A 17,342-nucleotide genomic window follows, 5' to 3' on the forward strand; every position below is an offset into this window, starting at 1 on the left:
GGGGGTGGTCTTCTCCAACCTGGTGGCAGGAAGTGTGGGGACCCCGCCCCAGCCGCACTGGGTGGGCTTTGTGTGCCCCTCGTCCCCCCCCCCGGACCGGCGGCCACGCGCCCGTCACGTAAAGGCTCGGTCAGGAATTTCGATACGAGACGGTCTCGTATCGAAATGCCTCTAGGGTGGTGGGCATGTCACAGCCGTCCTCCGCGTCCGCCGCACCCGCCGCGCCCTCCGGGCCCCGGATACCCGAGGCCGTCCACCGGCGCCGCTGGGCCGTCCTCGGCGTCCTGATGCTCAGCCTGCTGATCGTCGTCCTCGACAACTCGATCCTGAACGTCGCCGTCAAGACGATCGCCGCCCCCGCGCCCACCGGCATCGGCGCCACCCAGAGCGAGCTGGAGTGGGCGATCAACTCCTACACGCTCGTCTTCGCCGGCCTCCTCTTCACCTCCGGCCTGCTCGGCGACCGCCTCGGCCGCAAGAAGGTGCTGCTCTTCGGCATCACCGTGTTCGGCATGGGCTCCGCCCTCGCCGCGTTCTCCGGCTCCCCGGGCGAGCTCATCGCCTTCCGGGCCGTCATGGGCCTCGGCGCTGCCTTCGTCATGCCCGCGACGCTCGCCGTCCTCATGAACGTCTTCGAGCGCGAGGAGCAGCCCAAGGCCATCGGCATCTGGGCCGGAAGCGTCGGCCTCGCCATCGCGATCGGCCCGATCACCGGCGGCATCCTGCTCGAACACTTCTGGTGGGGATCGATCTTCCTCATCAACGTGCCCGTCGTGCTGGTCGCCCTCGCCCTGATGATGTGGCTGGTTCCCGACTCCCGCGACCCCAGGCCCGGCCGGATCGACATCCCCGGCGTGCTGCTCTCCGTCGTCGGACTCGTCCTCCTCGTCTACGGGATCATCCGCGGCGGCGAACTCGCCGACTTCACCGAGGCCACCGTCCTCGCCCCGGTCCTCGGCGGCCTCGCCGTCCTGGTCCTCTTCGTCCTCCACGAGCGCCGCAGCGACCACCCGGCGATCGACATGACGTACTTCAAGAGGCCCGCGTTCTCGGCCGCCGTCGCCGCGATCGCGCTCGTCTTCTTCGCGCTCATGGGCGTGACCTTCTTCTCCGCCTTCTACCTGCAGAGCGTCCGCGGCTACAGCGCCCTGCAGTCCGGGCTCCTCATCCTGCCGCTGGCCGTCGCGCAGATGGTCTTCGCGCCCCGCGCGCGGCTCGTCGTCGAACGCTTCGGCGCCAAGGCCGTCTGCACCGCCGGCATGCTGCTCGTCGCCCTCGGCCTCGCCGCCTTCGCCTTCTTCGACGCCTCGACCCCGGTCTGGGTCATGGAGGTCGTCTTCTTCGTCCAGGGCGCGGGAATGGCGCACATCATGCCGCCCGTCACGGTCGCCATCATGCAGGCGCTGCCGCGTGAGAAGGCGGGCTCCGGTTCGGCGATCAACAACACCTTCCGGCAGGTCGGCGGTGCGCTCGGCGTCGCCGTCCTCGGCTCGCTGCTCTCCTCCACGTACCGCGGCGAGATCGAGGGGCACCTCGGCGGGGTCCCGGAGGCCCTGCGGGCCACGGCGGGCGAGTCCGTCGAGGCGACGCTCGCGGTCGCGGAGAAGCTCGGCCCGGCGGGCCGGGACCTGGTGGCCCCGGCGTACGACGCCTTCCTGGACGCCATGCACGTCACGGCGCTCGCCTCGGCGGTGATCGGCCTGGTCGGCGCGGTGGTGGTCGCGGTGTTCCTCCCGGGCCGTACGCCGGCGGACACCGCGGGACCGGGTGCGGCGGCTCCGGGCGCGGCGGGACCGGACGCCACGGCTCCGGGTGCGGCGGGCCAGGGCGAGGCCGGACCGGGTGCCGCAGCACCCGGAACCGGACCGCACGCCGGCGCCCGGCGGGGCTCGGTGCCGGGCCCGGCGTCCGAGGCGGGAGAATCGGCCCGACGGTAGGACGCGGGGCGCCCCGGGCGCCGCTGGTGTCCGCGGGCCCGAACGAGAGGTGGAGCGCACGTGGCGCGGCAGGACGGCGGGACCCCCGGAACCCCGGAAACCCACGACAGCGGGGCCGCGACCGGTGCGACGGCCGGCGCTGCGTCCGCGTCCGCGCCCGGCGTCACCCCCGCGGCCTCGTCCGGTGCCGCGCCGGGCGCCCGGCGCGGTCGGCCCCGGAGCGAGGGCGTCGAGCAGTCCGTCTTCGACGCCGTCGTCGGGCTCCTGGACGAGGGCGTCCCGCTCGCCGAGCTGTCCATCGAACGGATCGCCCGCACCGCCGGCGTCGGCAAGGCCACCATCTACCGCCGCTGGACCGGCAAGGAAGAGCTCCTCGTCGACCTGCTCCGGTCGGTGGAACCCCCGGACCCGGTGCTCTCCGGCACCTCGGTCCGGGGCGACCTCGTCGTCCTCCTGGAGTCGGTGCGCGAACGCGGCGTCGCCAAGCGGACCTCCAGCCTGCTCCACAACGTCTTCGCGCAGATGCAGCTCTATCCCCGGCTGTGGGAGGTCTACCACCACACCGTCATCGAACCGCGCCGCCGCCTCAGCCTGGACACCGTGCGGCGCGGGATGGAACAGGGCGAGATCCGCGACGACCTCGACGTCGAGTTCGTCGCCGACCTCCTCACCGGCCCGCTGCTCATGCGTACCGTCATCCGCCCCGGCGCCTCCCTGGAACCCGGCCTCGCCGAGCGGGTCGTCGACACCGTGATGGAGGGCCTGCGGCCCCGGGACTGACCGCCGCCCGCACGACAAGGCCGGACCCGGCCAAATGTGCGCGTTCTGTCACAGCCCGCCCGAGGGCGCCACCTGCAGGAACCCGCCACGCCGTAGCCGTCGTCCCACCGGACGTACGACGGCCCCGTCATCCCCTAGTGTCGACGTCGGGTCACGGAGCACGGCAGCAAGACAGCACGGCAGCAAGGCAGTGAGGACGGGCGATGGCGCGGGTGGACATGACGGAGACCGAGCAGGGCGGCACGGGGAACGAGCCGCAGACCCCCTCCCGCTTCCGGACCGCCCTCGGCGGACTCCGCCACGACCCCGGGATCTGGCGCCGCGGCATCCTGCTCGCGCTCTTCGCGGTGGCCCTGACCCTGCTGATGGTCCTCCACGCCGACATCCCCAACCGGATCGGCAACCTCGGCAGCCTCACCGAGACCTTCCTGCCCTGGCTCGGCATCTTCGTCCCCCTCCTCCTCGTCCTCGCCCTGCTGCGCCGCTCCGCCACCGCGCTGATCGCCCTGGTGCTGCCGGCCGTGGTGTGGTTGAACCTCTTCGGCGGGCTCGTCGCCGACAAGTCCACGGCCGGTGGCGACCTGACCGTCGCGACCCACAACGTGAACGCCGACAACCCGGACCCCGCGGGCACCGCCGAGCAGCTCGCCGCGTCCGGCGCCGACGTCCTCGCCCTGGAGGAACTGAAGGGCGACATGGTCCCGGCGTACGAGAAGGGCCTGGCCAAGGCCTACCCGTACCACTCCGTCCAGGGCACGGTCGGGCTCTGGAGCAAGCTGCCCCTGCGCGACCCGCAGCCCGTCGACATCCGGATGGGCTGGACCCGCGCGATGCGCGCCGACGTGGTGACCCCCAAGGGCGAGGTCGCCGTGTACGTCGCCCACCTGCCGTCCGTCCGGGTCAAGCTGAACGCCGGCTTCACCGCCAACCAGCGCGACGCCAGCGCCAACGCCCTCGGCGAGGCCATCTCCGCCGACCGCCACGAGCGGATCGTCCTCCTCGGCGACCTCAACGGCACCATGAACGACCGCGCGCTCAACGGCGTCACCTCGCAGCTCCGCTCCACCCAGGGCGCGGCGGGTGACGGCTTCGGCTTCAGCTGGCCCGCCTCGTTCCCGATGGCCCGCATCGACCAGATCCTGGTCAAGGGCGTCGAGCCGATGTCGTCCTGGGCCCTCCCGGAGACGAGGAGCGACCACCTCCCGGTCGCGGCCCGCGTGGCGTTCTGACGACGCGGCGACCCGTAGCACACGGGTCGAAATCTTCTCTTCACTCCCCGGAGGCCGTCGGGAAGAAAACATCTGAGAGCCTTTGTTCCGTTGAAGAACTATCTTCCGGAAAGGCCCTCCCCATGCCCCTGGCGCTGTTCGCGCTCGCCGTCTCCGCCTTCGGCATCGGCACCACCGAATTCGTGATGATGGGCCTGCTCCCGCAGGTCGCCGACGACCTCGGCACCTCCGTCCCCACCGCCGGGTACCTCGTCTCGGCGTACGCGATCGGCGTCGTCGTCGGCGCCCCGCTGCTCACCGCCCTCGGCTCCCGCATCCCGCGCAAGCGGATGCTGCTGCTGCTCATGGCCCTCTTCACCGTCGGCAACCTGGCCTCCGCGCTCGCCCCCGGCTTCGGCTGGCTGATCGCCGGCCGGGTGCTCGCGGGGCTCCCGCACGGCGCGTTCTTCGGGCTCGGCGCGGTCGTCGCCGCCCGGCTCGTCCGCGAGGGCCGCCAGGCGCGGGCGGTGGCCACGATGTTCCTCGGCCTGACCGTCGCCAACATCCTCGGCGTACCCGCCGCGACCCTGCTCGGACAGCACCTCGGCTGGCGGGCCACCTTCCTCGTCGTCTCCGCCATCGGCCTGCTCGCCATGGCCGCGCTGGCCCGCCTCGTGCCGCACGTCCCCGTGGACGAGCGGCAGAGCCTGGGCCGCGAGGTGCGCGCGCTCGGCCGCCCGCAGGTGCTGCTCGGTCTGCTCACCGCCGTCTTCGGCTTCGCGGGCGTCTTCGCCGTCTACTCCTACCTCGCCTCGATGACCACCGAGGTGATGGGCTTCGGCGACTCCACCGTCACCGTCGTCCTCGCCCTCTTCGGCCTCGGCATGACCGGCGGGGCGCTCGCCGCGGGCCCGCTGACCGACCGGGCGCTCCGCCCGACGCTGTACGGCTCGCTCGCCGCCCTCGTCCTCGCCCTGGTGGCCTTCCGCTTCACGATCCACGTGCCCTGGCTGGCCCTGGTCACGGTCGTGGTGCTCGGCGCCGTCGGCTTCATGACCACCACCCCGCTCCAGATGCTGGTCATGAACAAGGCCAAGGACGCCCCGACGCTCGCCTCCGCCTCCAACCACTCCGCCTTCAACCTCGCCAACGCCGGCGGCGCCTGGGCGGGCGGCGCGGCCGTCGCCGCGGGCTGGGGCTGGACCTCACCGGCCCTGGTCGGCGCGGGCCTCACCGTGGTGGGCCTGGCGATCGCGGCGGTTGCGGGCCTCCTCGACCGGGGTACGGGGGAGGGGGCCTCGCGCGTCGTCGCGCAGAGCCCCCTCGCGGAGAGTCCCGTCGCCGCCGGGCAGCAGATCAGCTCGGCGTCTCCCGCCAGCGGTTCGTGATCGGCAGGCGCCGGTCCTTGCCGAAGCCCTTCGCCGAGATCTTGGTGCCCGGCGGGTACTGGCGCCGCTTGTACTCCGCCGTGTCCACCATCCGCAGCGTCCGCGTGACCAGCTCCTCGTCGAAGCCGGCGGCCACGATCTCGTCCCGGCCCCGGTCCTGGTCCACGTACAGGGCGAGGATCGCGTCCAGGGTGTCGTAGTCCGGCAGCGAGTCCGTGTCGACCTGCCCCGGGCGCAGCTCGGCGCTCGGCGCCTTGCTGATCGAGCTCTCCGGGATCGGCGGGGTCTGGCCGCGTTCCACGGCCGCCCGGTTGCGCCAGCGCGCCAGCCGGAACACGGTCGACTTGTAGACGTCCTTGATGGGCCCGAACGCGCCGACGGAGTCCCCGTACAGCGTCGAATAGCCCACCGCCAGTTCGGACTTGTTGCCCGGCGCGAGGACGATGTGGCCCTCCTGGTTGGAGAGCGCCATCAGCGTCGTGCCCCGCAGCCGCGACTGGAGGTTCTCCTCGGCGAGGCCGGTGAGGCCGAGCGAGCCCATGTACGCGTCGAACATCGGCTCGATCGACACCGTGCGGTAGTGGAGCCCGGTGCGGCGGGCCAGTTCGGCGGCGTCGCCGCGCGAGTGGTCGGAGGAGTACTTCGAGGGCATCGACACCCCGTACACGTGCTCCGAGCCGAGCGCGTCGCACGCGATGGCGGCGACCAGCGCCGAGTCGATGCCCCCGGAGAGGCCGACGATCACCGAGCGGAAACCGTTCTTCGCGACATACGCCCGGACACCGATGACCAGCGCCGAGTACACCTCCTCCTCGTCGTCCAGCCGGTGCGCGTAACCGCCCGTCAGCTCCGGTTCGTACGCCGGCAGCGGCTCCTCCGAGAGCACCACGCGGTCGATCGTCAGCCCGTCGTCGACCCGGCCCTCCGGCGCCTCGGCGTCGGCCGCCGGCAGCTCCAGGTCCAGGATCACACTGCCCTCGACGAACTGCGGGGCCCGCGCGATCACTTCGCCGTCCGCGTCCACCACGATCGAGTCACCGTCGAAGACCAGCTCGTCCTGGCCGCCCGTGCTCGCCAGGTACGCGGTCACGCAACCGGCCTCCCGCGCCCGCCTGCGGACCAGTTCGAGGCGCGTGTCGTCCTTCTCCCGCTCGTACGGCGAGGCGTTGACCGACAGCAGCAGCCCCGCCCCCGCGTGACGCGCCGCCGGGACCCGGCCGCCGTCCTGCCACAGGTCCTCACAGATGGCCAGGGCCACGTCGACCCCGTGGACCCGGACGACCGGCAGGGTGTCGCCCTGGACGAAGTAGCGGTACTCGTCGAACACGCCGTAGTTCGGCAGGTGGTGCTTGGCGAAGCGCAGCGCCACCTCGCCCCGGTGCAGCACGGCGGCGGCGTTCTCCGGCGAACCGGCCGGCCGGCCGAGCTTCGGCTCCGCCCGCTCGGAGCGGTCCAGGTAGCCGACGACGACCGGCACCTCCCCGAAGCCCTCGTCCGCGAGCCGGCGGGCGAGACCGCGCAGGGCCACCCGCGAGGCCTCGACGAACGAGGGGCGCAGCGCGAGGTCCTCGACGGGGTATCCGGTCAGCGCCATCTCGGGGAACGCGACGAGATGCGCGCCCTGTCCGGCGGCGTGCCGGGTCCAGTGCACGATCGCCTCGGCGTTCCCGGCGATGTCTCCGACGGTCGAGTCGATCTGATTCAGGGCGAGGCGTAGTTGAGGCACCCGGCCAGTGTAATCGTCAAACCGACGCGATGTCCTGGGAAACGGGGCGTGACCCGTCCCTCCCGCCCCGCGTGCGCCCCCGCCCCGCCCGGTCGATCATGACTCCCATGACTCCCATGACCCCCACGGCTCCCATGGCTCCCGCGGCGGCCGCTGACGGCCCGGCAGAACCGGGCCGGATCCACCCCGGCCACCGGCAACCCTCCCGTACGCCGTAGCGTCAGACCCACTATGCCCGGAAACGTGACGCGAGCCTCGGCCGCCCTGCTGGCCCTCGGTGCGCTCGCGTACACCGCGTGGATCCTCGAAGTCCCCCTCCGGACGGGGCTCGACCCGGTCCGGACGTACGTCTCCGAACTGGCGGCGTCGGACCAGCCGTTCGGCACCTTCTTCCGGGCGACCGACCTGATGTCGGGGACGCTGGTGCTGGCCGGGGCGGTACTGGGATGGGCGGGGACGAGACGCTCGCGGACGCCGGGGCCTGGTGGGACGGGGCCGAGGGGGTCCGGTCACCCCCGGGTCCCGGGAGCCGGCCGGCCGGACGCCGGGGGGCCCGGCAGGGCGCGTCGGATCCGTGAGCCCTGGGCGCTGCTCGGCTGGGGCGCGCTCGCCCTCTTCGGCGCCGCCACCGTCGCCGACTCCCGCCTCCCGCTCAGCTGCGCCGCGACCACCGACCCCGCGTGCGCCGCGCGCGAGACCGCCGGGCTCGTGCCCGCCACCCATACGGCCCATGCCTTCAGTTCCGGTCTCGCCATGACCGGCGCCCTCGTCGCCCTCGTCGCCCTGACCGTGGCCGCCCGCCGGTACGGCCGCGGGCGGCGCCTCGCCCGTACCGGCGAGGTCGTCGTCGCCCTGGAGCTCGCCGCCACCGTCTGGACCCTCGCCGCCGTCGCCGCCTTCGAGGCGGGGAAGGGCACGTGGGCGCTCGGCGCCGGACAGCGGCTCCAGGTCCTCCTGGTGGCGGTGTGGCTCGCTGTCCTCGCGTACGCGCTCCTCACGTCCCGGCCGGCCTCGGAGGAGGAGCGATGACCGGAAAGCCGACCTTCGTACGGATCGACGGCGTCGCCCACCACGTCGTCGTCGAGGGCTCGGGACCCGTCTGCGTCCTGAGCGCGGGGCTCGGGATGAGCTGGTTCGACTGGGACCCGGTCGTCCCGCTCCTCGCCCCGCACCGTACGGTCGTCCGCTTCGACCGCCCCGGGCACGGCCTCTCCCAGCCCGCCGCCGTCCCGCCCACCGCCGCGGGCGAGGCCCACCGGATCGCCGCGCTCCTCGACGCGCTGGGGCTGCCCGGTCCCGCCACCGTCGTAGGGCACTCGATCGCCGGGTTCCACGCCGAGGCCTTCGCCCGGCTCCACCCCGACCGGACCACCGCGCTCGTCCTCGTGGACTCGTCGGTGGAGGAGCGCCCCCGGGTGAGCCCGTCCCCGGACGCCGTCGCCCGCGTCCTCGGCGCCGTCCTGTCCGCGGCCGGAGTCCCGGCGGCCCTCGGCCCCGCGGTCCGCCGCGCGGCCGTACGCCACGACCCGGCCCCCACCGCCCTCGTCCACCGCGTCTACCGCACCTCACGCGTCCTGCGCGGCACGCTCCGGGAGAACGCCCACTACGGAGCCGTCGCGGCCGGAGTACTCGCGCTGCGCACCACGCACCCGCTCCCGCCGGGCCTTCCCGTCACCGTCCTCGCCGCCCCCGACGGCTCGGCCCGCTGGGAACGGCGCCAACGCGCGCTGGCCCGACGGCTCGGCGCCCGCTACGAGGCGGCCGTGCCGTCGGGCCATCTGGTCATGAAGGACCGCCCGGAAGCCGTGGCGGCCGTGATCCTGCGATCCGGTCAGGACGGCGCGTAGACGCTCTCGCAGAACCCCTTGAGCTGCTCGTCCGACAGATGCTGGGCCAGATCGGCCTCACTGATCATGCCGACGAGCCGCTTCTCCTCGATGACGGGCAGCCGCCGGATCTGATGGCTCTGCATCTCCTCCAGGACGGCGCCCACGTCCGCGCCCGACTCGACCCAGCGGGGGGTGCCCCTGGACATCTCGCCGCAGGTGATCTTCGACGGGTCGTGGCCCATGGCCACACAGCCGACCACGATGTCGCGGTCCGTGATGATGCCGCAGAGCCGTTCGTTCTCGTCGGCGATGGGCAGCGCGCCGACGTTCAGGTTGCGCATCAGCTGCGCGGCGCGGTCGAGCGTCTCGTGAGCCGGGATCCACTGGGCCCCGGGGTGCATGATGTCCTTCGCCGTGGTCATGGGGTGCGTACCTTTCGTCGGACGTGGTCACACGTACGTCCCCGAGCCCCATCCATTGTCGGCGCACGGATCGACCGCCGCGACTTGTCGGTGTACGACGTGGCGCGACCGCCGCGAGGGCCGGCGTACGACGCGGCCCTACCGTCGCGACGTGCCGGCGTACGACGCGGCCCCCGTGACCGCGGCGGGTCACGGGGGCCGACGGGTCACCGACCCGAGCCGTCAGGCGCCACGCTTCTTCAGCATGTCGGCCATCAGAAGCATCTCGGACTTCTGGGCGTCGACCATGCCCTGCGCGAGACCGCGCTCGATGTCCACCGAGCACTTCTGGACACAGCCCTCGGCCATGTGGACCCCGCCCCTGTGGTGCTCGGTCATGAGCTTCAGGTACAGGATCTCGGCCTCCCGGCCACTGGCCTCGCGCAACTCGTCCAGCTGGGCGTTGGTCGCCATGCCGGGCATGAGCGCCCCGTCGAGCGGCCCGGTGTCGCCGGAGCCGCCCATGCCCATCCAGGTCATCGGCTCGACGCCGGACTCGATCTTGGGCAGCCCCCACAGGTCGAGCCAGCCGAGCATCATGCCCCGCTGGTTGGCCTGGGTGTTGGCGATGTCGTACGCGAGACGGCGCACCTCCTCGTCCTGGGTGCGGTCCCGGACGATGAACGACATCTCGACGGCCTGCTGGTGGTGGACGGCCATGTCCCGGGCGAAGCCGGCGTCCGCGGAGAGCGAAGAGGGCGTACCCGGCGCCTCTTCGCGTTCGGCGGAGGCGACGGTGACGGCGCCCCCGGCGAACAGCAGGGCGAGCGCGACGGCGGTGATCGCCGCCCACTGCGTCCGGTTCGGCCGCCGGGCCGGCGGCGTCGGCACGTCGTGGCCGTCGCCGTCGTCCTCGCCGACCCTGCTCACTGGCCGATCCCGCCGGTGCAGGCGGCGCCCGGCTCGGGGGTCTGCGGGCCCTGGACGTACTTGGTGAGGAAGGCGTCGATGCGGGGGTCGCTCGCGCCGTCCACGGTGACCTGCTTGCCCCAGGCGGACAGCATGATGGCGCCGGCCTGGTCGTCCACGGGGCTGATCAGCGTGTACTTGGTCTTGCCGACCTTCTCCTCGAGCTTCTTCACGTCGTCGGCGGCGGCCTTCTTGTTGTACGTCACCCAGACGGCGCCGTGCTCGAGGGAGTGCACGGCGTTCACCTCGGAGACGGCCTTCTTGTAGACGACGCCGTCGCAGTTCATCCAGACCGGGTGGTGGTCACCGCCGACCGGCGGCTTCATCTCGTACTTCACGGCAGTCTCGACGTGGTTGCGCCCGAGCTTCTTGGCGTCCCAGGACTTCTCGGCGGCGATGGGGGCCTTCGCGGCCGCGTCCTTCTTGTCCTGCTCGTCGGACTTCTTCATCAGCACGAAGGTGCCGAAGCCGACGAGACCGAGGACGACGACGCCCGAGACGCAGATCGTGACGAGGCGGTTGCGGCGCTCACGGGCCTGCTCGGCGCGGCGCATCTCCTCTATTCGGGCGCGGCGGTCGGCGTTGGCGGAGCTCTTGGCGGCCATGGTGATGTCGTCCTTCTTCAGGGATGGGGGTGGAGTTCGGGGGTGGACGGAGCGGGGCGGGACGCCCGGCGCCGCTACGTCCGGAGAACTTGAAGGACGTGCAGATCCGGCGCGCGCGGCCGGACGCCGGAACGGCGCGCGGCGCCGTCACCGGACGGGGGCTCGACGCGCGGGAGCCCGTCGGCCGCGTGCAGCGGCGGATCGAGCGGGGGCGCGCTGAGCACCGCGGGGGAGAGCGAGGGGAAGAGGGAGCAGCCACCGCGGTCGTACGGGCAGACGTACTCGACGACGGTGCGGGTGGCCGCGGGGCCGGCGGCCTTGGTGCCGGTGGCCGTGGTGCCGCTCGCGGCGGGCCCGCTCGCGGCCACCGCCCCGGTGCCCGCGTGATGGTCCTCGGGACCCGGTCCGGCGCCCAGACAGAAGAAGAGCGCGGCGAGGAGCGTCGCCACGGCACTCACCAGTGCCATGGGACGCGCGTGCTGGGACGGGCGTACGAGCCGTGTGGCCCCCATGGGCGCAGATCGTAGTGGGCGCGGGGGCTCCTTGGGCCGAACGGGGTACCACTCGGTACCGACAGGTGGGCGGCGGAGGGGCGAACGGACACCCGGACGCCGCCGTTCCCGCGTTACCTGAGTCACACCCGAGCAGGCACTATGGGTGTGCAACGTGCGCGAAACCATGTGGTGGGATGCTCAGGTGCCCCCCGATGTGCTCTGAGGCGGTGGGAGCAGGCGGCCTGACCAGCGAGGATGGGTGTGGAAATGGACAAGCAGCAGGAATTCGTGCTCCGTACGCTCGAGGAGCGCGACATCCGCTTCGTACGTCTGTGGTTCACCGACGTGCTGGGCTTCCTCAAGTCGGTGGCCGTGGCGCCCGCCGAGCTTGAGCAGGCCTTCGACGAGGGCATCGGGTTCGACGGCTCCGCGATCGAGGGCTTCGCCCGCGTGTACGAGTCGGACATGATCGCCAAGCCGGATCCGGGAACGTTCCAGATCCTGCCGTGGCGGGCCGAGGCGCCGGGGACGGCGCGGATGTTCTGCGACATCCTGATGCCGGACGGCTCGCCGTCCTTCGCGGACCCGCGGTACGTCCTGAAGCGGGCGCTCGCCAAGACCTCGGACCTGGGCTTCACCTTCTACACCCACCCCGAGATCGAGTTCTTCCTCCTCAAGGACAAGCCGCTCGACGGCACCCGCCCCACCCCGGCGGACAACTCGGGGTACTTCGACCACACCCCGCAGAACGTGGGCATGGACTTCCGCCGCCAGGCGATCACGATGCTCGAATCCATGGGCATCTCGGTGGAGTTCAGCCACCACGAGGGAGCCCCGGGCCAGCAGGAGATCGACCTCCGCTACGCGGACGCCCTCTCCACGGCGGACAACATCATGACCTTCCGCCTGGTGATGAAGCAGGTGGCGCTGGAGCAGGGCGTGCAGGCCACGTTCATGCCGAAGCCGTTCTCGGACTACCCGGGCTCGGGCATGCACACCCACCTGTCCCTCTTCGAGGGCGACCGGAACGCGTTCTACGAGTCGGGCGCCGAGTACCAACTGTCCAAGGTCGGCCGCTCGTTCATCGCGGGTCTGCTGAAGCACGCGGGCGAGATCTCCGCCGTGACGAACCAGTGGGTCAACTCGTACAAGCGCATCTGGGGCGGCTCGTCCCGCACGGCGGGCTCGGGCGGCGAGGCCCCCTCGTACATCTGCTGGGGCCACAACAACCGCTCGGCCCTGATCCGCGTCCCCATGTACAAGCCGGGCAAGACGGGCTCCTCCCGCGTCGAGGTCCGCTCCATCGACTCGGGCGCGAACCCCTACCTGACGTACGCGGTCCTCCTGGCCGCCGGCCTCAAGGGCATCGAAGAGGGCTACGAACTCCCGGCCGGCGCCGACGACGACGTCTGGGCCCTCTCGGACGCGGAACGCCGGGCGATGGGCATCGAACCGCTCCCGCAGAACCTGGGAGAGGCGATCGCCCTGATGGAGAAGAGCGAACTGGTGGCGGAGACGCTGGGCGAGCACGTCTTCGACTTCTTCCTGCGCAACAAGAAGCAGGAGTGGGAGGAGTACCGCTCCGAGGTCACCGCCTTCGAGCTGCGGAAGAACCTGCCGGTGCTGTAGCCGAAGGGCGGGACGGGCGGAGCCCGGAACCGACGATCAGGGCCGACGGTGGTGCACCGTCGGCCCTGAGTCGTCTCGCGCGGCCTGGGCCGTCTGCGGGCCGTCTGGCAACGAACCGGCGGCCTCGTACAAGCCGTCCACGGCCCTCCGGGTGCGACCCTCACTGCTCGGCATGAGGTGCGTGTAGACCCGCAGCGTGAACCCGGGGTCGCTGCGGCCCCAAGGGCCCCGGGGTGATTCCGAAGGCCTGCTGTGGCCGCGTTCCACAGCTCTCGCCACGTATCCCGGTCCGCGACCGCCGACGCGCTGCTAGGTGGCGGTTTCTGTGACGAGGACGGCAGCGGTTGCCGGGCTCGGGGTGTCACCGAAGGGTGCGGCGGTCACGGCTGCTCGGACGGCGCGGGCGACTTCCAGAGGATGGTGTCCGGGCGCGACCGCGAGCTGGACCTGGATGTGTCGGCGGGGTGGATCGCCCTGTTGCTCCACCTTGACCGGGCGGCCTCCCAGCCAGGTGGTGAGGCGAGCGACCCCTGGCACGGCCGACGCGACGCCGGCCAGCTCCCCGATGGGCCCCCGCAGGGGTGTTGTGTCGGTCGAGGGGGCAGAGCTTCGCGCGGGTGGAGCTTCCGTCCGGGGCGTCTCCGGGCCTTCGTGGAGATCGGTGACGCGCAGATCCACCGCCACGGCGGTCAGACCGAGCCGTTCAGTGGCCACGCTGAGCAGTGTTGTCCTCAACTGTTCGGCGGCCTCGTGTACCGGCTGCGTCACGGATGCGGCGAAGGCCGCCTCGATCCTGAGCGGTCCGGGCGGTAGCGCGCTGGCCGGCGGGCGGACGGCCGGTTCGGATACGGGTTCGTGCGGTGCCGGTCCGATGCGCATGCTCTTCAGCGCGACGCCGGGAATCTCAGCGGCCGTGGGCCAGAGGGTCCGTACGGCCGCTTGCTCGGTGATCCATGTCCCGTCTTCGGGCCCTCCGAGCGGGAGCAGTCGACCCAGGTCGAGCCGGCCGCGTACTGCCTGCATCCACGCCTCGGTTTCCACCTGTCCACCCTCTCCCAGGGTTGTTCCTGCAGCTCAGCCAGGACGCCCACGGCGGCCTCGTGACCACCCCGGCTCACGGCCCTCGCGTAAGAAGCGCTATAAGATGAGAGTAAAGCCCATGTTGTCAGGTATACCCCTTATGGGAGGAATGGCCTGATGAGTGAGAACGGCGTAAAGCGCGGTGGTGCGCCCGGCTCTCGTGGCCGAACGACTGTCGCCGATGTGGTGGTGGAGAAGATCGCCGGGATCGCGGCACGCGACGTGCCCGGCGTTCATGCTCTCGGCAGCGGATTCTCGCGCTCGATGGGCTCGATGCGAGAGCGGATGCCGGGAGCCGGTAGCGGCAAGTCCGCCACCCGCGGGGTCGGTGTCGAGGTGGGAGAGACGCAGGCGGCGATCGATCTGGAGATCGTTGTCGACTACGGCGTCTCGATCACGGACGTGGCCGGTGCGGTACGGGAGAACGTCATCTCCGCGGTGGAGCGGTTGGCGGGGCGGGAAGTCGTCGAGGTCAACATCCTGGTCAGTGATGTGAAGCTGCCTGACGAGGAGGACGAAGGGGACGAAGGGGAAGAGCGGCAGCGGATCCAGTAGCCGGGCGGGTTCGGCTACCGAGTGGAGGAGCGCGTGATGAACAGAGCCGTGGTGGGTCTGATCGCCGGAATGGCGCTGGGTTTCGCCGCGTACTTCGGTGGCTTCTGGGCCTTCTTGCTGGTTCTGGCGCTCGGCGCCGTCGGACTCGTGGCCGGGCGGTTGTCGGAAGGTGATCTCGAACCGGGCTACTTCGTCCGCCGACGTGACGGCCAGCAGCGGATCCGCGATGAACAGCGCCGGGCTCGGAGAGACTGGCGGCAGTGACCAGGGAAGCCGGCCGGCGCCCGGTCGTCCCCCGCGGGGAGCGGGGTGCGACCACGGTCGACGACCGGGTTGCGGCGAAGATCGCTGCCCAGGTGGCGCGCGAGGCGCTGGGGCGGTTCACCGACTCGGCCGGGCACGTGCCTCCCGGCCGCGGGATTCCACGCGTCACGGCGTCCGTGCGACGGGCACCGGAGCGGAACGGTAAGGGGCGGGAGGGCGATCCCGCCGAGAGCCGACCGGTGCTTGGTGAGGTCCGGGCGCGTATTGCCGTGGAGCTCGGCTATCCGTCGGACATCGGGGCCCAGTGCGCCGCGGTGCGTCGAGAGGTCACCGAACGGCTCAGGGCGTGGGGCGGCATGGACGTCTCCGACCTCGTGGTGTCGGTCGAGAGGCTGCACTCGGTTCACTCGCGGCGTACGGACCGGGAGAGGGTGACATGAGCGCGAACACGGGGCGGCAGCCGACCGGCGACGGCAACCTTCCTCCCGACCCCGGGGAGGCGGCTTCGTCCGCGGGGGACTCCTCCGACCCTGGCGTGCCGGCGACAGTCCGAGCATCGGACAAGTCGCCGGGGCGCTTCTGGTCGGCGCGGCGGATCCCCGCGTTCATCGTGGCCCTCCTGTTCGTCGCAGCCACAGGACTGCTCCTGTACGACGTGGTCTCGGTGCGGGCAGGCCGGCCCGCGATGGGCTGGCGAAGGCGGCTCGCCGATGAGCTGGCCACTCGCCCCTCGGACGACATCTGGATGATCGTCGGAGCCGCAGTGGCCATGGCCCTCGGCCTGTGGCTCCTCCTGCTGGCGGTGACGCCGGGACTGCGCAGGCTGATGCCCATGCGGCAGCCCACCGGCACCCGAGGCACGGGGGAGGTCCGCGCCGGACTCGATCGTCGCGCAGCCGCCCTGATCCTGCGTGACCGGGCCATGCGGGTGTCCGGTGTCGAGTCGGCTCGGGTCGACGTCGGGCGCCGGAAGGTCAAAGCCCAGGCGCGGGCGCATTTCCGTGAACTCGACGAAGTCCGAGCGGACCTTGACGCCGTGCTGCGCGAAGCCGTGACGACCTTGGGTCTCGCGCGGCACCCCACGCTGTCGGTGCGTGTCCGGCGCCCGAAGAAGGGCTGAGGGTGATCCCGATGCTCAAGACAGTGAACCGGGTGATGCTGGGACTGGTCGGCCTGGGGCTGTTCGCCCTGGGCGGCGGCGTTCTGCTGGGCGGTCTGGACCTGCAGCGCCATTGGGATTTCGTCGTACCGGGCTGGTGGCCCTTTCGCGGTCCGGCCGATGTGGTGCTGGGCATCGAGGGACGCACCCGGTGGCGCGAAGAGGGCTGGTGGTGGCCGACCGTCATCGCGGTGCTCGCAGTGTTGTTGGTGCTGCTGTTGTGGTGGCTTGTTGCGCTCATGCGCAAAGGCCGGCTGGATCAGGTCGTCGTCGACAGCGAAGACGGTGGAACGGCCCGACTCAACGGCCGCGCGCTGGAGGACGTGATCGAGGATGAGGCGCAAGCCCTGGACGGCGTCTCGCGGGCTCACGTCCGGCTTACGGGCCGGCGTACCGCTCCGGTCGCGCGAGTGCGGCTGTGGCTGGAGCCTCACGCGGAACCGGAGCAGACCCTGGGTCGACTCAGCCGGGAAACGCTCGCACGCGCACGGGAGTCGACAGGCATGGACCGTCTTCCGTCGAAGGTCAAACTCCGGGAAGTCCGCCACAGCGCCCGTCGCGTCGACTAGGACTCCTTGCGCCGGATCCAAGCCGGAATTCCGCCGATCCGCTTGGGGGAAGGCCGATATCCGGCCGTGGCGGCCCCTCGGTATGCCACCGTCCACTGTGGAGAGTTCGGCATGATTCTCAAGCACCCGTCCGACCGCGGAGGCTCGCGGAGCCAGCCGTTCGAGAGGCTGGCCGAGAACGCCTCACGGTTCACCAGTTCAGCAACGTTCTTCGGGATCTGCCTGATCCTGGTCGCCGTGGCTGTCGCGCTGCACGTGGTCGGTCTGCCGATCACGTGGCTTCTGTTCGTGGGCGAGGCGATGTCGGCGGTGACCCTGCTCCTGGTGGCGCTACTGAAGAACTCCGAGCTAAGGGCCGAACGCGCCGTCGAGCGGAAGCTGGACGCCATCGCGGCCGTCCTGCTGGAAAGGCAGGAAGGCGGCGACACCGGCGAAGCACACCAGAGGCTACGGTCCGTCCTCGGCATCGAAGAAGGCGCCTGAGCGGCCCGTTTCTCGCAAGCCTGCGACGGTAGGTGCGGATCACCGATCACGGTCTTGGCTGCGGGCAGGTTCCGGTCGAGCCGCCGCAGGCGGGGCCCGGTGCCGTGCCGTCTCACGCGGATCAGGCTTCGGGCAGGACCGGTGAGTGCTCGCCGGAGAGGAAGCGGAACTGGTTCCGTCGTGCCGGCAGGCCCTGCCCGGCGCCCGTCCGCTTCACGCGGGTGGACGCGGGCGGTAAACCCGTTGCCCGGGGCGGTGGGGCCGTT

General features: G+C 71.7%; 19 protein-coding genes. 13 read left to right on the forward strand and 6 right to left on the reverse strand.

Features of this window, described 5'->3' with window-relative positions:
- The first annotated feature begins 185 nt into the window (after nucleotides 1–185).
- From ACZ4XX_RS30275 to ACZ4XX_RS30290, 4 genes are all read left to right on the forward strand, one after another.
- On the forward strand, nucleotides 186–1,937 hold the full coding sequence (locus ACZ4XX_RS30275) for an MFS transporter (protein ID WP_468511053.1): 1,752 nt from the start codon (nucleotides 186–188) through the stop codon (nucleotides 1,935–1,937).
- Between the two features lie 60 nt (nucleotides 1,938–1,997).
- Nucleotides 1,998–2,717: a TetR/AcrR family transcriptional regulator gene (locus ACZ4XX_RS30280; RefSeq protein ID WP_468511054.1), complete on the forward strand. Its 720-nt coding sequence runs from the start codon at nucleotides 1,998–2,000 to the stop codon at nucleotides 2,715–2,717.
- Nucleotides 2,718–2,920: 203 nt separating this feature from the next.
- Complete coding sequence (locus tag ACZ4XX_RS30285; RefSeq protein WP_468511055.1) at nucleotides 2,921–3,946, forward strand: endonuclease/exonuclease/phosphatase family protein; 1,026 nt, start codon at nucleotides 2,921–2,923, stop codon at nucleotides 3,944–3,946.
- 122 nt (nucleotides 3,947–4,068) lie between these two features.
- On the forward strand, nucleotides 4,069–5,313 hold the full coding sequence (locus ACZ4XX_RS30290) for an MFS transporter (protein ID WP_468511056.1): 1,245 nt from the start codon (nucleotides 4,069–4,071) through the stop codon (nucleotides 5,311–5,313).
- Here ACZ4XX_RS30290 and ACZ4XX_RS30295 read toward each other — a convergent pair.
- Nucleotides 5,282–7,039, reverse strand: a complete 1,758-nt coding sequence (locus ACZ4XX_RS30295) for an NAD+ synthase (protein ID WP_468511057.1) — start codon at nucleotides 7,037–7,039, stop codon at nucleotides 5,282–5,284. The genes ACZ4XX_RS30290 and ACZ4XX_RS30295 overlap by 32 nt on opposite strands.
- A 231-nt stretch (nucleotides 7,040–7,270) precedes the next feature.
- Between ACZ4XX_RS30295 and ACZ4XX_RS30300 the strand changes: the two genes are divergently transcribed.
- A complete protein-coding gene (locus ACZ4XX_RS30300; RefSeq protein WP_468511058.1) occupies nucleotides 7,271–8,068 on the forward strand; it encodes a DUF998 domain-containing protein in 798 nt (265 codons plus the stop codon).
- Nucleotides 8,065–8,886 (forward strand): alpha/beta fold hydrolase, encoded by an 822-nt coding sequence (locus tag ACZ4XX_RS30305; protein WP_468511059.1) that lies wholly within the window; start codon nucleotides 8,065–8,067, stop codon nucleotides 8,884–8,886. Before ACZ4XX_RS30300 ends, ACZ4XX_RS30305 begins: the two co-directional genes overlap by 4 nt.
- On the opposite strand, the gene ACZ4XX_RS30310 is transcribed toward ACZ4XX_RS30305, so the two are convergent.
- The 4 genes from ACZ4XX_RS30310 to ACZ4XX_RS30325 all read right to left on the reverse strand — a co-directional run bounded on the left by ACZ4XX_RS30310 (nucleotide 8,871) and on the right by ACZ4XX_RS30325 (nucleotide 11,355).
- A complete protein-coding gene (locus ACZ4XX_RS30310) occupies nucleotides 8,871–9,290 on the reverse strand; it encodes a CBS domain-containing protein (protein ID WP_468511060.1) in 420 nt (139 codons plus the stop codon). The genes ACZ4XX_RS30305 and ACZ4XX_RS30310 overlap by 16 nt on opposite strands.
- 222 nt (nucleotides 9,291–9,512) lie before the next feature.
- A complete protein-coding gene (locus ACZ4XX_RS30315; RefSeq protein ID WP_468511104.1) occupies nucleotides 9,513–10,160 on the reverse strand; it encodes a DUF305 domain-containing protein in 648 nt (215 codons plus the stop codon).
- Nucleotides 10,161–10,195: 35 nt separating this feature from the next.
- A complete protein-coding gene (locus tag ACZ4XX_RS30320) occupies nucleotides 10,196–10,843 on the reverse strand; it encodes a DUF3105 domain-containing protein (RefSeq protein ID WP_468511061.1) in 648 nt (215 codons plus the stop codon).
- 74 nt (nucleotides 10,844–10,917) lie between these two features.
- The gene (locus ACZ4XX_RS30325) at nucleotides 10,918–11,355 is read right to left on the reverse strand and encodes a hypothetical protein (protein WP_468511062.1); all 438 of its coding nucleotides are present in this window, start codon (nucleotides 11,353–11,355) and stop codon (nucleotides 10,918–10,920) included.
- Nucleotides 11,356–11,604: 249 nt separating this feature from the next.
- Between ACZ4XX_RS30325 and ACZ4XX_RS30330 the strand changes: the two genes are divergently transcribed.
- Nucleotides 11,605–12,966 carry a glutamine synthetase family protein gene (locus tag ACZ4XX_RS30330; RefSeq protein WP_015033133.1) on the forward strand — a complete coding sequence of 454 codons (1,362 nt, stop codon included), beginning with the start codon at nucleotides 11,605–11,607 and terminating at the stop codon, nucleotides 12,964–12,966.
- Nucleotides 12,967–13,275: 309 nt separating this feature from the next.
- Here the strand turns inward: ACZ4XX_RS30330 and ACZ4XX_RS30335 are convergent, their stop codons facing one another.
- Nucleotides 13,276–13,989: a hypothetical protein gene (locus ACZ4XX_RS30335; RefSeq protein WP_468511063.1), complete on the reverse strand. Its 714-nt coding sequence runs from the start codon at nucleotides 13,987–13,989 to the stop codon at nucleotides 13,276–13,278.
- A 174-nt stretch (nucleotides 13,990–14,163) separates the two neighbouring features.
- Between ACZ4XX_RS30335 and ACZ4XX_RS30340 the strand changes: the two genes are divergently transcribed.
- The 6 genes from ACZ4XX_RS30340 (at nucleotide 14,164) to ACZ4XX_RS30365 (ending at nucleotide 17,076) form a co-directional block, all read left to right on the forward strand.
- Entirely contained in the window at nucleotides 14,164–14,601 is a 438-nt protein-coding gene (locus ACZ4XX_RS30340; protein ID WP_468511064.1) for an Asp23/Gls24 family envelope stress response protein, read from the forward strand.
- Between the two features lie 36 nt (nucleotides 14,602–14,637).
- Nucleotides 14,638–14,865, forward strand: coding sequence for a hypothetical protein (locus ACZ4XX_RS30345; protein WP_468511065.1), 228 nt, complete (start codon nucleotides 14,638–14,640; stop codon nucleotides 14,863–14,865).
- The gene (locus ACZ4XX_RS30350; protein ID WP_468511066.1) at nucleotides 14,862–15,305 is read left to right on the forward strand and encodes an Asp23/Gls24 family envelope stress response protein; all 444 of its coding nucleotides are present in this window, start codon (nucleotides 14,862–14,864) and stop codon (nucleotides 15,303–15,305) included. Before ACZ4XX_RS30345 ends, ACZ4XX_RS30350 begins: the two co-directional genes overlap by 4 nt.
- The gene (locus tag ACZ4XX_RS30355; protein ID WP_468511067.1) at nucleotides 15,302–15,985 is read left to right on the forward strand and encodes a DUF6286 domain-containing protein; all 684 of its coding nucleotides are present in this window, start codon (nucleotides 15,302–15,304) and stop codon (nucleotides 15,983–15,985) included. Before ACZ4XX_RS30350 ends, ACZ4XX_RS30355 begins: the two co-directional genes overlap by 4 nt.
- 11 nt (nucleotides 15,986–15,996) lie before the next feature.
- Entirely contained in the window at nucleotides 15,997–16,593 is a 597-nt protein-coding gene (gene amaP / locus ACZ4XX_RS30360; RefSeq protein ID WP_468511068.1) for an alkaline shock response membrane anchor protein AmaP, read from the forward strand.
- A gap of 111 nt (nucleotides 16,594–16,704) precedes the next feature.
- Nucleotides 16,705–17,076, forward strand: coding sequence for a low affinity iron permease family protein (locus ACZ4XX_RS30365; protein WP_468511069.1), 372 nt, complete (start codon nucleotides 16,705–16,707; stop codon nucleotides 17,074–17,076).
- Nucleotides 17,077–17,342 lie beyond the last annotated feature (266 nt).

Source organism: Streptomyces sp. NPDC029956, from assembly GCF_055574655.1.

What these genes read in the sequence shown, in the direction of transcription:
- ACZ4XX_RS30330 (WP_015033133.1), top strand. Translation starts at nt 11,605, where the DNA reads ATGGACAAGCAGCAGGAATTCGTGCTCCGTACGCTCGAGGAGCGCGAC.
- ACZ4XX_RS30335 (WP_468511063.1), bottom strand. Translation starts at nt 13,989, where the DNA reads ATGCAGGCAGTACGCGGCCGGCTCGACCTGGGTCGACTGCTCCCGCTC.
- ACZ4XX_RS30300 (WP_468511058.1), top strand. Translation starts at nt 7,271, where the DNA reads ATGCCCGGAAACGTGACGCGAGCCTCGGCCGCCCTGCTGGCCCTCGGT.
- ACZ4XX_RS30365 (WP_468511069.1), top strand. Translation starts at nt 16,705, where the DNA reads ATGATTCTCAAGCACCCGTCCGACCGCGGAGGCTCGCGGAGCCAGCCG.
- ACZ4XX_RS30320 (WP_468511061.1), bottom strand. Translation starts at nt 10,843, where the DNA reads ATGGCCGCCAAGAGCTCCGCCAACGCCGACCGCCGCGCCCGAATAGAG.
- ACZ4XX_RS30355 (WP_468511067.1), top strand. Translation starts at nt 15,302, where the DNA reads ATGAGCGCGAACACGGGGCGGCAGCCGACCGGCGACGGCAACCTTCCT.
- ACZ4XX_RS30275 (WP_468511053.1), top strand. Translation starts at nt 186, where the DNA reads ATGTCACAGCCGTCCTCCGCGTCCGCCGCACCCGCCGCGCCCTCCGGG.
- ACZ4XX_RS30340 (WP_468511064.1), top strand. Translation starts at nt 14,164, where the DNA reads ATGAGTGAGAACGGCGTAAAGCGCGGTGGTGCGCCCGGCTCTCGTGGC.
- ACZ4XX_RS30285 (WP_468511055.1), top strand. Translation starts at nt 2,921, where the DNA reads ATGGCGCGGGTGGACATGACGGAGACCGAGCAGGGCGGCACGGGGAAC.
- amaP (WP_468511068.1), top strand. Translation starts at nt 15,997, where the DNA reads ATGCTCAAGACAGTGAACCGGGTGATGCTGGGACTGGTCGGCCTGGGG.
- ACZ4XX_RS30310 (WP_468511060.1), bottom strand. Translation starts at nt 9,290, where the DNA reads ATGACCACGGCGAAGGACATCATGCACCCCGGGGCCCAGTGGATCCCG.
- ACZ4XX_RS30305 (WP_468511059.1), top strand. Translation starts at nt 8,065, where the DNA reads ATGACCGGAAAGCCGACCTTCGTACGGATCGACGGCGTCGCCCACCAC.
- ACZ4XX_RS30325 (WP_468511062.1), bottom strand. Translation starts at nt 11,355, where the DNA reads ATGGGGGCCACACGGCTCGTACGCCCGTCCCAGCACGCGCGTCCCATG.
- ACZ4XX_RS30290 (WP_468511056.1), top strand. Translation starts at nt 4,069, where the DNA reads ATGCCCCTGGCGCTGTTCGCGCTCGCCGTCTCCGCCTTCGGCATCGGC.
- ACZ4XX_RS30345 (WP_468511065.1), top strand. Translation starts at nt 14,638, where the DNA reads ATGAACAGAGCCGTGGTGGGTCTGATCGCCGGAATGGCGCTGGGTTTC.